At 44.8% G+C, this 11,236-nt stretch carries 11 protein-coding genes and 1 pseudogene; 2 read left to right on the top strand and 10 right to left on the bottom strand.

Going from position 1 to position 11,236, the window contains the following annotated elements; all coding sequences use genetic code 11:
• Window positions 1–3: 3 nt before the first annotated feature.
• From SR894_RS20015 to SR894_RS19970, 10 genes and pseudogenes are all read right to left on the bottom strand, one after another.
• Window positions 4–1,267, bottom strand: a pseudogene (locus SR894_RS20015) (ISL3 family transposase).
• Window positions 1,268–1,762: 495 nt separating this feature from the next.
• Window positions 1,763–1,963, bottom strand: a complete 201-nt coding sequence (locus SR894_RS20010) for a hypothetical protein (RefSeq protein WP_092490835.1) — start codon at window positions 1,961–1,963, stop codon at window positions 1,763–1,765.
• A 1,505-nt stretch (window positions 1,964–3,468) separates the two neighbouring features.
• On the bottom strand, window positions 3,469–3,921 hold the full coding sequence (locus tag SR894_RS20005; RefSeq protein ID WP_133730571.1) for a PDDEXK-like family protein: 453 nt from the start codon (window positions 3,919–3,921) through the stop codon (window positions 3,469–3,471).
• A gap of 306 nt (window positions 3,922–4,227) precedes the next feature.
• Window positions 4,228–4,593 carry a TIR domain-containing protein gene (locus SR894_RS20000; protein ID WP_133730570.1) on the bottom strand — a complete coding sequence of 122 codons (366 nt, stop codon included), beginning with the start codon at window positions 4,591–4,593 and terminating at the stop codon, window positions 4,228–4,230.
• Window positions 4,594–5,043: a hypothetical protein gene (locus SR894_RS19995; protein ID WP_133730569.1), complete on the bottom strand. Its 450-nt coding sequence runs from the start codon at window positions 5,041–5,043 to the stop codon at window positions 4,594–4,596.
• Between the two features lie 169 nt (window positions 5,044–5,212).
• On the bottom strand, window positions 5,213–5,731 hold the full coding sequence (locus SR894_RS19990) for a hypothetical protein (RefSeq protein WP_133730568.1): 519 nt from the start codon (window positions 5,729–5,731) through the stop codon (window positions 5,213–5,215).
• Between the two features lie 95 nt (window positions 5,732–5,826).
• Window positions 5,827–6,999 (bottom strand): hypothetical protein, encoded by a 1,173-nt coding sequence (locus SR894_RS19985; protein ID WP_133730567.1) that lies wholly within the window; start codon window positions 6,997–6,999, stop codon window positions 5,827–5,829.
• A 93-nt stretch (window positions 7,000–7,092) separates the two neighbouring features.
• The gene (locus SR894_RS19980; protein WP_133730566.1) at window positions 7,093–8,736 is read right to left on the bottom strand and encodes a hypothetical protein; all 1,644 of its coding nucleotides are present in this window, start codon (window positions 8,734–8,736) and stop codon (window positions 7,093–7,095) included.
• Window positions 8,737–8,987: 251 nt separating this feature from the next.
• Complete coding sequence (locus tag SR894_RS19975; RefSeq protein ID WP_223289184.1) at window positions 8,988–9,320, bottom strand: hypothetical protein; 333 nt, start codon at window positions 9,318–9,320, stop codon at window positions 8,988–8,990.
• 156 nt (window positions 9,321–9,476) lie between these two features.
• The gene (locus SR894_RS19970; RefSeq protein ID WP_133731790.1) at window positions 9,477–9,689 is read right to left on the bottom strand and encodes a helix-turn-helix domain-containing protein; all 213 of its coding nucleotides are present in this window, start codon (window positions 9,687–9,689) and stop codon (window positions 9,477–9,479) included.
• A gap of 148 nt (window positions 9,690–9,837) precedes the next feature.
• On the opposite strand from SR894_RS19970, the gene SR894_RS19965 reads away from it, so the two are divergent.
• Together SR894_RS19965 and SR894_RS19960 are read left to right on the top strand one after the other, a co-directional pair.
• Entirely contained in the window at window positions 9,838–10,074 is a 237-nt protein-coding gene (locus tag SR894_RS19965; protein WP_133731789.1) for a hypothetical protein, read from the top strand.
• A complete protein-coding gene (locus SR894_RS19960; RefSeq protein ID WP_223289185.1) occupies window positions 10,067–11,230 on the top strand; it encodes a site-specific integrase in 1,164 nt (387 codons plus the stop codon). Before SR894_RS19965 ends, SR894_RS19960 begins: the two co-directional genes overlap by 8 nt.
• Window positions 11,231–11,236: the final 6 nt, after the last annotated feature.

Here is an 11,236-nt window from a genome sequence, read left to right as displayed (position 1 = left end):
ACTTCACGTGGATTTGGCCTGATCGAATAGGCGGCCCACCGGGCTGCCAATCAGGTAGATCATGGCGATAAAGTTGGCCTCGTTACGGTAGCCACGTGCCCGTGACCGAGCCGCTTGGAACAGACCATTCATTCCTTCCAGTCTTGCGTTCGTCAGTCCCGAGAGCCAGCGTCTGACCACCGCGTCGGCGTGCCGCTCAAGCGTCGCCAGGGCTTTCCCCATCGGCTTCAGCAGTGGCTTTTCAGACACCGCCGCCTGCATGACCTTGAGGTAGTTCGTGATCCGTGATGCGCCACCGAGCCGCTCTGGGCGTTGGAGCCTTCTGGATCCAGCGTAGCTTCTCCTTGATCACCCAGGCATCGGCCGTGGCGCTCTGATCGGCCACCAACTCCTGGAGCGCCGAAAGCTGTTTGGGTGTCAGGTTCTTGTTATCCAGGTTCTTCAGCAGGGCCCAGCGCAGCGACTTGGGGTGCCCCTGCTCCCGGCGCTCTTTCTTGCGTACCTCGTCCAGCCGCTTGGTGAAGGTCTGTACGATATGGAACCAGTCGACCGTTACCTCGGCCTTGGGAAGGTGCTCGGTCACGCCGCTAAGGAAGGCTGGCGACATATCGCAGACGACCTCGACCACATTATTCGGGTCGCCGCCATGGGCCGCCAGGAAGGCGCTGAAAGCCTGGATGGCATCCTTGCCGCAGCCTGGGACGGCAAAGATAACCGGTTCCCGCTTGCGCTGCATGTCGAGGAACACCGTGACATAGCGATGACCGCGCCGGGAGGCGGTTTCGTCCACGCCGACCGTCACCACCTTGGACAGATCCAGTTCCCCCAACATGCGGCCAACGTAGTGGTGCACGATGCGCCATAGTCGTTTGTCGGAAATCTCCAACTGGCGGGAGACGGCCAGTACCGGCATCTCCTTGACCAGTGACATGGCCGCTTGCTCGAACAGCAGGGTAAAGTCGCTGCCCGGCCGGGCCCAGGGCACCTCTATGCGCTTGACGCCATGGTCAGGACACTTCGTGCGCGGCACGCGAGCATGCAGGTAACAGTGATGCTGAAAGAAGTTCAGATGCCGCCAGGTTTTGTCGGCAAAGTCATGAGCTTGGCAGGCCTTACCACATTCTGGGCAGGGATAGAGACTGCCTCGCTCCGCCTCGACATAGAGGTCCAGGCGGTGGGGCGACACGGCGGTATCCAGGTACTGGTTCTTGAGGATCCAGGGCGCTTCCAAGCCCAGGCCGAGTGTTAGAATCTGGGTGCCGTCCATGTCATACCTCCTGCCGCTGTGGAGGTCATATTCTGGCCCAGCTCAGGGGGCGAATTCCACACCCAACGTCGAAGAGCCGAAAATGATCTGCCATACCACAACGAGGTCAGTGACAGCTAAGACGGTGATCAAAGCGTTTGACGAGTTTTAAGTGCGCAAAAAACTGTATTCTCACTTTGTAGTGCTCGATAACGCCAGGATACACCTTTCAGGCAAAAAGTCGTTGAGTGAATGCACACCGTTTGCATATGTTCGACCTACTCGCCAGAGTTGAATCCTGAGTGAGATATTGAGTCGTCAGATGAGGTATGTAAAGCCACTGTTAAGCGCTTTCCTCTCATGTGATCGCATCTGTGATGAGATACACCGGCCATTGAGTAGCTATGGAACTGATCATGCAATTAACGTTGAATGAGCGCTTGCTAGGACAGTATTTATTTTGGGGGCAAGCGATTCAAAAGCCAGTGAAACGCCAAGGAATGAAGTGGCGGTTTATCAAGGTCCTCTCGAAACTGGTTCCAGATCATGACTAACGAAACAATTATTAAACTCATTAGCATAGCTATAAGCCCCCATTTGTTCATCACTTATTTCTCCGTCTTGCGCTGCCTTTATATAATTTCGAGAAACCTGCAGGCCATTTTTTTCGGCAGCGCTCATATCAAGCGCCTCGATATCGTCATCCCATTCGTGCATGCTTAAGACCTCTCAGGTAATTTAACAAACTTTTTCATGCGCATGCGAGTTTTATCTGGGAAGCCCTACCTTGCCAAAAATCATCTAATCCACTGATATAAATGGGGTAAATACCATTTCCTGCTAGTAAGGCTCGTTAGAAAAATGCGCATGCACTTCAACATTATCACCCGTCTCTGAAAATTGCGCATAAGCATAAAAACTCTGATCATAAGCAATTTTTTATATGTATTTGCAAGATTATCCTCTGGCAATACAAGCCTTCACGTTACAGCCCTCCCCTCTGCTTTACCGATCAAGTGAAGCAGAGGGAGTTTTTCTTCACGAAAATAGACCTTTACTCAGCTCTGAAAGGGATGGCTTGATCAGCCAGCAAACTTCCCTTTAGAAGGCAAGAATCGGCCAGGAGCGGTCTTTTAGGAGCCATTGATATAGCACTTTAACGCCGTGCTTTGCGGCTGCTTTGGAGCGCCAGCGGAAAAGCAGTCCGTAAGAGCGCTTTGTTAGCCAAAAATTTGGATTGTCTGCCACAAATTAAAATTTTTGCAGTCTGACTAAGCCGTACATCGAATGATTCGTATAGGTTTTGAATATCTGGTCACAGGACGCGTATCCTTCATTATACTGCCGAATAAAGTTGTTGAAAGAATACCTGACAATGTCATTTTGAAATTCTCTCTGCTCTGCTTCCCTTGGAATCGAATAGCAACCGGCCACATGCTCAGCCTTGTATCCTTTAATCCCTTTGTTCCGTTATAGCCATGTTCTTGCTTTATAGCAGAGCGAATGAGATCGGCAGTAACCTTAAACTGTTTGCCTGACAAGCCTCGTAAATCCACGGTCAAACTGCAATTAAAGTTTTTCACAATACTACCCTCATTCATTAGCCATAATTAGTAGTCTTCGTCATCGTCTGCGTCTACTTCCGGAGCCAGTTCATTGAGTATATCGTCGAAAGTTAGTTTACCAGATCGAAGTTTTTTAAGATCCTCGATTAAGTATTTCTTAGCAGTAACGGATGGCGCTCCATTCAATGCACTAGCAGGTATAAGACCGAAACCTCCTCTTTCTAGCTCTATTAGGACTAGCCCTATGTCATCTAGTTGGTCAGTTAGCTTTTCAATAAAAGCTGTACGGAGATGCTTCCTTTTTGACAGTTTCTTTACTGTAACCGTGCTTAACCGCACCCTAGTTTTTTCGGAACGTTTAAATAGAAGTGCTAATAATAAAGCGGATTCCCGAGACGTTCTCACAGCTATATACCCCAGCCTTCACATGCGATAAATCCCATATTAGGATTTATCTCCAACCATGTCAATATATAATCCTGTTTCAGGATTATTTCTTATAGAACAGGATGGAATGTTCAGTGGCTAACGCTAATATTCAGCGGCGCCCTGACAAGGGTGTCCGGTGGAGACCGCAGGCCGCAGGCCGCAGGCCGCAGGCCGCAGGCCGGAACGAACTGGAATGACTTGTTATGCTTTTCCACGGTTTCAGCTCAATCACAAAAGTTCAGATAGCAGAGTCCATCGATCCTCACTATCCGGTCTATTTTCCAGAAGCACTTTGAGAGGGATGTTATCAACCCCTTTGCCCTTCTCTGTTTTGTTGCCTTTATTAACTATCAGTTGCAACTCTCCGATCTCTTCATGGGTCAGCAAGAAAAACCTATCACCATCTGACGCCCCACCTTTGTTGGGCAAATACAACACCCATAGATCAGGCTCTAATTCACCTGGTTCAGCGTATTTGGGGAAGAAGCCGGTCACGAAGTTGCGGTTATTTTTGCTCGTTTTTACCTCAATACGAATGAATCGATTTCTGCTACCCAGAACAACTATATCCGTCGCCTTGGCGTTTCCGAAGGTGATATTTGCAAAATAACCACGCCGCAAAATTTCAGATGCAACCCTGAACTCCCCAGCTAACCCAATCTGACCTTTATCAGCTTTCATTCAAAATCCCATATACGTTGAGAACATAACACCTCTCTACATAACCTCAATGAACGCGCCGCCGTGTTCATTGAGGTTATACAGCCCATCATTCACGATCTATCCCATTGGAATTAAAATAAATTAATTATACATAGGCAGCATAACATAGATTACCGTGCCAGCTGCATACACGGCTGAATCAGCATGCCGCTTTCGCCGGAAGGGCCGCTTTGGGTCGATAGCGCCTTATGCATGAGTGTTCCTGTTTCGGCCAAGAAGCTGCCTTTTAGTCGTTTCTGATATAATGCCTAATTCAGCTGTGCCTTAGGCGTCTGCTGGAATTTTTTTGTTAGCTTCTGTATACAGCTTAAACCTCGAAAATATTTCTTCACTTACTTGGCCTTTATTATTCTCTTTGACACAAACTTCAAGAATAGGGATATTTAGTTTTTTTGCTTGTGTTAACTCCCAATGAACCCAATGAGATTCATTGATTAATTTTGATGATAACAAAAGCACTAAATCTGAAGAATGTAGCATTGTCTCTACATGAGTTTGCTTGTCAGTTGCATAATTATCTAGAAGATCGATATATGGCAAACCAAAAATAGAAACATTGTTAGAAATAAAAGCCAAAAACTCTTTATCTATGTAGCTGTCTCTAGTTGTATAGCTAACAAATATATTCATTTATAGCTTAATCCAATCACAAATATAGCTTACCCAACCAGCTATGACAAGCAACCCAATCACGTAGTATAACGACATTGATAGATTAAATGCAGACTTAAACCAGCCTGCAGTAACATTAGCTCTTTGAAAATCATCAATGTTATTTCTTTGAGCAATTGATGATAGTTTACTATTCATGACAGAGCGTGTAGAACGCTGATAATAGTACGCCGTAAAATCAGCAATCCAAAAGCCAAAGCAAATGAGTAGCGGTATAAAAAATAGGGAATGGTTAATTTCATTACCTGACAACTTCACTAAAACAGCTAACCCAGCACCAATTAACCCAACACATAGCTTCTTAAATTCAAAGCAGCTTTTACTTATTTGAAGTGTTGCTTCATGAAGCTGCTGAATTTCTATAAGTTCAATTTCATCTTCACATGACTTTTTATATTCTTCATTCATATATCTTTGATTAACCCGCTGGAGGTGCAAGTAGCTAACGCCCGGTCATCGGCGAGCGCCACGAGTCCGGTGAAATCCACAGGCCGGAACGGAAGCAACCGCTCGTTAGGCTCTTATCTTTAAATAATTTCAACTATCATAAACTCAACAATTAATGGAAACAATGCCACTACATTAAAAATTCTTCTTTTCTGTCTTCAATTATGTAGTAAAATTGGCAAAGAACCCTATACTCTGAGAAAAATTCACCGAATACAATTTGAAGTTCCTCTGCCCACTTGAGCCGATTATGCTGGCCTTCTAAGAATTGCTCTACCTCCCTATGATTTTCACGTAGGTGAAATATATTGTTCCTAAACCTTCTTAATTGATTGCTATGCTTTTTCATTAATGATCCTAGCTCATCGACCTTAGGGATCAGCTCGATAAAATCATGTGGACGTTCATTTAGGATTAGCATACGCATACTCAACTTTTTAAATCCTTCAGAAGTTACCGCAAGGAATCCAAGCCATGTACAAAAATATATTGAGAGGTTTACCCGGTCACTCTGACAAATTCGATTATGCTTATTACTTTTTTCCTTGAGCTTTCGATAGTTCTTTTGCATTAGTTCGCTTGCCAAGAAATAGTGAGCATAGAGCATCATGACTACGTCACTATCTCGATGAGGAAGAGTTGACTTCAATCTCTATCTCCTTAGCCTAACGCTTGAATAAGCTGCCAGTTTGGAGCGGCAGCGTAAATTTGGTCGGCTTCATTCATTTGTTATGCTCATATCCTTTATACTTCTATAAAGCCCGTCGGTATAAAAAATTCCGCTGGTCCAAGAATCGAACCATCACGAAGCAAGCTGATAGCGCTGTAGAATGGCGGGATATCCTCGATAGGCTGTGCGATTGGTCTCTTCTCAGCTTCATTGGTTCTAACAGAGCGACACACGGATTCAAATACCTTTCGCTCTAATCCGATAAATACACCTCTACCATGATCCAATCTAAATGGATCAGGTGGATAAGTACTTATAGAACCATCTTGTTTTAAACTGAAAGGTAAATCTCCCGGAGAAGTCTTCCAGTAGCCACCTACAAACTCCATCTGCCCAACAGAATCCAAGGCTAGCCTCCATGTAACTGCTTGAATTCTCAATTGATCAGAAATTACAGAGTTCATGATCAACGCAGCAGCAACCAGAGGCTGATTCAGCTTTTCAAAAATATCGGCAAAGTGAACCTTTTGAATTTTTCTATAAACTTGACTCGCAGTAAAATCATCAAGTTTGAGATCGCCTGGGCTTTGGGGATCTTCTGCAAAAATACCCGAATTAACTGAACTGGAGTTTTCCTCTGTGGCAAACCTTGTTCCGACAACATAACCTTTAACACTACGAAGTGTATTATCTTTATCTCTGACTTCAACTCTTGAAAATTGCTTACGCCACGCTTCAAATTCTCTATTTTTAAAATTTATAGATTTGTAGCGACCCTTTGCCTCAGCAAGGTATACAGAGTACATATTTTCTGCACACAGGTAATCAGGGGCATCTCCATTTTCAACTCGTAGCACTTTGAAGCCTTCAAATTCATCAACTGGATCTTTATCAAGCACTTTATCCATATGAGCAAAGTACGTAATGTTTAGATGTTCGCTCAGGAACCACCTGCAAAACGCTTGGCCTAGCTCAGTGGATGCATTTCTTTTTTTTGCAGTAGAATCACCTATTCCACCACCTAGTATACGAAAGTCCCTTGTTTCAGCTAGGAACCGCAAATACTCAAATTGTGATGGCTCAGGATATGGAGGTCTTCTTCCATAAGAGTCTAAGTAGTAATGATGGTAAAGCCGGGCTAAATCAACTAGGCACTTCTCGGCTGCAATATCTTGGTCTGGATCTAACCGCAACGAAACTGGTACGGATTCAAACTTATTAAGCGCAATATTAATATAACGATTCATCCAAAACCCTTATTTTTTTGCGGCATAACGCCGTGCTCTGCGGAAATTTGGGAGCGCAGCAGATAAATTTTCCGTAGCAGCACTTTGTTAGGCCTACCTGATAACATCGAAATCAGTGGGGTCCACTCCGTACGCAAGTATAAAGTGATGCCGGGCCCAACTTTCCAGATCTGTCATAGAGTGCTTACTGGACAGCCAAAAATAGTCATAATCGAATTCTCCATCACCTACGATCCATTGCCTACTCAAGTCATAAGTTGCAACCCACGTATAAAAAGTATCGAAAGCTATTTGTACTTTAGCTTCATCTTTGTCGGGAAACTTCCTAGGGTATATATCTCCATCCTCTTTATCTGAAAATAAGGACTGATGCTTTAAGAATAGATTTAGGCTTTCATCAGATACTTTTTCGCCAGCACTATAAACTCCAGTCCAACAGAAATAAGAAGGATTTTTCAGCTTATCTTTCTGGTATTTTAAAAACTGAGAAAAAAGTAGCCTGATAGGTTGGTTCTCTTCTGTAAATTCGAATGTTTTTTCTTCCCTCATTAACTCTACTATTGGCTTTTCATCTTTAGACCAACGACAGAGCTCCTCAGCCACTTCGAGTGGTGATGGGCTATTAATAGCAGCTGAAAGCGCTGTGGATACTTGATAATATTCAGAAGATGAAAAGTCTACGATAAGTGTTTTAAACTCTGGATGTTTTTCTTTAACAGCACGGCATAAGTTGACAAATCGCAATCCAGGATGCGTTGAATCAATAAAGTTTTCGTAATCCTTGATGTCAAACGGGAATCCCTCTGCGGGATTGATTGCAACATCTAAAATCAATAAATACAAAGCTATTAATGGACTATCTAAATCTTTTGGTTTTTCAGACTCAGTGAATGCTAAAAAGTACTCAAAAGCAGAGTAATAAACTCCATTCAACATCCCTAAATTATCGAAATCAGTCCATTTAAGGCTTTTCCCTGAAGAGTAATATAAATACTGCATTTGAGAAAAACGAGCTTGTCCCTCATATAAATCAATCAACCCTATGGGACAAATATGTGCAGGCTCACCATAACTATGATTAGGATACTTTCTATTCCTTAATTCAGAAAAACCCTTGTGCCAAACGTTACCTTTAGGCAAAAAGTTCAAGTCTTTATCGAAGGTTGACGATAAAACAGAGACAAATGATGAGTAAATAATGTGAAATGAATGGCCTACCGACTCAAATAATTTGTCGTTAACCACCGAAGAGGCTGACTTTGGTTGAATAAGCAAACATTTAAAAAACTCAATATCATGAAAATTATTTAATATTGGGTTTATTGCTAAGAACTCTTTGTCTTCAGGCTTGCAATATTTGGCGTTTAACTCATTGTATCTAATAATCGGCTTCTTAAGCCCAGTATGTTGTATGTATTTTTTTAAGAAATAATGGTTTATATGCGCCTGTACTGGATAGGATAAGCTTAACAATAATCCCGATGTTGATCCAACATGTTGCCACCAGTGAATCGTTTCATGTAAATATGTCGAGAAGGCTTGAACTGTTTCAAAATCGTATTTATCAGACGAGTGAATTCCGTTTTCTGTAGCATCTAGCAACCTATGTAGATCCGGACGAAGCCTCAATACAAATTGCATCGAATGATACAAACCTCTAGCGTTGAAGCAACTCTTATAATCTAGAGGATAACTGCTGAATTGCTCATCCTTTAATAATTCGTAATTGAGTTTCAACTCCATCTCCATAACATGCGAAAGTAAGCCTAACAGTGATTATACACTCCTCTAAATAACCTGAATGAACCCGGCGGCGCATTCATTCAGATTGTGCAGCCTATCATTCACCATCTAAGCCATTGAAATTAAATTAATTATAAACAGGCAGCATAACATGGCTGAATTAGCACTCCGCTTTCGCCGGAAGGGCCGCTTTGGGTCGTCTGCTGTCGTACGCAATCGCCACCACTAGATAATGCAGCGAGTACCTATTGCGCTTCGTTGCCACCTTTATCTCCGAAGTAGTCATCGGTTGCCACAAGACCCAAGGTTCCATCTGTTTTCAAGGCAACAGTACAGCCATCTTCACTGAATAAGTTTTGCACGCGGCGTTCCTGCTTAAAGTAGGCTAGGGTGCTGAAGAAACAGCTTTCGCACAGGTGCAGCTCATATCGTTCGCCATCGTGTTGAGATCCGTAGCCCCAGTGCGCTTGAAGCGTTGCGAATTCAAGCCCTCCGTCTGCTACTTGCGTAGAAGTTAGACATATATCACAGCGTACGTCGGTAACTGTATCGACTTCTACTTTTTCAGTCACTTTCATCTTTCTCTCCCTTATGTGCCGATGGCTTCCGCTTGCCTTGCGATTGCATCAGTCGGTGCTGCGAATAAACGGGTCAGAAACTTTGTGAGTCGATCGCCATCGTTGGTGTGATGTGCCGTCGCTGGACGGGACGCTGCAACCTATCTTTTGGAAAGCTCAGTCATCGCTGTTTGTCTGATACTCGAATAAATCTCCTACCTGGCAGCCAAAGTAATGGCATAGCGCCTCTACGGCCTCAAGCTCTATTCGGCTAGCTGTTTCGTGATACAGCCGTGTAATGGTGCCCCGGTTAATACCGGTTTCACGGGCCACATCAACGATTTTCAGCTTTCTCTCTCCCATGATCCGAGATAAGTGACACTTGATCATAATGACTCTCTATAAATTTATTTGTTCTCCTGTAGATCTAAAAGGCTTGCAAAAGGTCTTTTATAGCCTATCCTGTTCTTCAGGAGATCATTAAGTTTCTTGGTAAGTCCTAATGAGCTTCTAAGACTCTACCACGAGGAGAGAGAAAATGTCTTATTGCTATCTAACAACCGCAGAGCTTGCCGAGCGCATCAAATATGACTCGCGCACTATTCGCGAACGCCTGAAGGACAGCGTGTTGCTGGAAGGTATTCATTACATACGTCCGTTTGGCGGCCGCAAGATTCTTTATTTGTGGGAGCCAATCGAGCGCGATATGCAGCTGCACTCGAAAGAAGAAAGTATTGGCGTACCGATGGCTGGAGGGGGTGTTTGCTATGGGTAAGATTCGAGTGCGAGAGAAAACGAATAAACTCTTTTTTGATTTTCGGTATCTAGGTAAACGGTGTCGCGAGCAAACCACCCTAGACAACATAGCTGCTAACCGTAAAAAGTTAGAGCGGATTCTGGAGAAAATCGAAGCGGAGATTACGCTGGGCACGTTCGATTATGGTCGCTACTTCCCGGATAGCCCGCGAGCAAAGACGTTAAGCAAGCGTGCACTGACTACCTTAGGAGGTTATCAAGCGACGCCATTACTGCGCGGCTTTGCTGAGACGTGGTTTGCGGAGAAAGAGATTGAGTGGCGCGAGTCACAGATCGTCACCGTGCAGGGGTGTCTGGATCGACATATTTTGCCAGCGTTAGGGCATAAAGAAGTCGGCAGCATCACCCGTGCAGAAATTCTTGAGTTCCGGGCGTCACTCGCCAAAGTAAATACCCGGAGCGGCAAGAAACTCTCTGCTAGCCGTATCAACCACATCATGACGCCATTGCGCATGATGTTGAATGAAGCCGCCGACCGCTATGAGTTTAGCTCACCGTACCGCGGGATTAAATCGCTCAATGTGCCACGTACCGATGTGGAACCGTTTTCCCTAGATGAGGTGCAGCGGATCATCAGTAACGTCCGCGACGACTTTCGTCAGTACTACACCGTGCGCTTCTTCACGGGCATGCGAACCGGCGAGATTGACGGCTTAACCTGGGAGCATGTGGATTTCTCCCGACGTCAGATTCTAGTGCATCAAGCGATGGTGAACGGCAAGGTTGTGCCCACTAAGAACGATGGGTCCTTTCGTGCGATTGATATGTCGCAGCCGGTCTTTGATGCCTTGAAAGCTCAGTTTGAAGTCACTGGGAAGACAGGTCTGGTCTTCACGACGCGTAAAGGCACCGCGCTATCGCATCATAACGTCACTAAGCGCGTCTGGTATCCGTTGCTAGAAGAGCTGGGGATGAATAAGCGTCGGCCCTACCAGACACGCCATACCGCGGCGACATTATGGTTGGCGGCAGGCGAGAGCCCCGAGTGGATTGCACGCCAGATGGGTCATACCACAACGGAAATGCTTTTCCGTGTTTACTCACGCTTTGTGCCCAACCTAACGCGCCAAGACGGCTCTGCGTTTGAGCGCATGCTTAACCAGAAACGCGCCTAGGAGAAG

It is taken from the genome of Vreelandella neptunia (assembly GCF_034479615.1).
GTDB lineage: Bacteria > Pseudomonadota > Gammaproteobacteria > Pseudomonadales > Halomonadaceae > Vreelandella > Vreelandella neptunia.
The sequence above is the reverse complement of the archived record's forward strand: the minus strand, read 5'-3'. Positions and strand labels throughout refer to the sequence as shown.

Excerpts from the sequence above, each read along its gene's own strand:
- SR894_RS19995 (WP_133730569.1), bottom strand. The coding sequence starts at position 5,043 with ATGAATGAAGAATATAAAAAGTCATGTGAAGATGAAATTGAACTTATA.
- SR894_RS19960 (WP_223289185.1), top strand. The coding sequence starts at position 10,067 with ATGGGTAAGATTCGAGTGCGAGAGAAAACGAATAAACTCTTTTTTGAT.
- SR894_RS19970 (WP_133731790.1), bottom strand. The coding sequence starts at position 9,689 with ATGATCAAGTGTCACTTATCTCGGATCATGGGAGAGAGAAAGCTGAAA.
- SR894_RS19965 (WP_133731789.1), top strand. The coding sequence starts at position 9,838 with ATGTCTTATTGCTATCTAACAACCGCAGAGCTTGCCGAGCGCATCAAA.
- SR894_RS19975 (WP_223289184.1), bottom strand. The coding sequence starts at position 9,320 with ATGAAAGTGACTGAAAAAGTAGAAGTCGATACAGTTACCGACGTACGC.
- SR894_RS20000 (WP_133730570.1), bottom strand. The coding sequence starts at position 4,593 with ATGAATATATTTGTTAGCTATACAACTAGAGACAGCTACATAGATAAA.
- SR894_RS19985 (WP_133730567.1), bottom strand. The coding sequence starts at position 6,999 with ATGAATCGTTATATTAATATTGCGCTTAATAAGTTTGAATCCGTACCA.
- SR894_RS20010 (WP_092490835.1), bottom strand. The coding sequence starts at position 1,963 with ATGCACGAATGGGATGACGATATCGAGGCGCTTGATATGAGCGCTGCC.
- SR894_RS20005 (WP_133730571.1), bottom strand. The coding sequence starts at position 3,921 with ATGAAAGCTGATAAAGGTCAGATTGGGTTAGCTGGGGAGTTCAGGGTT.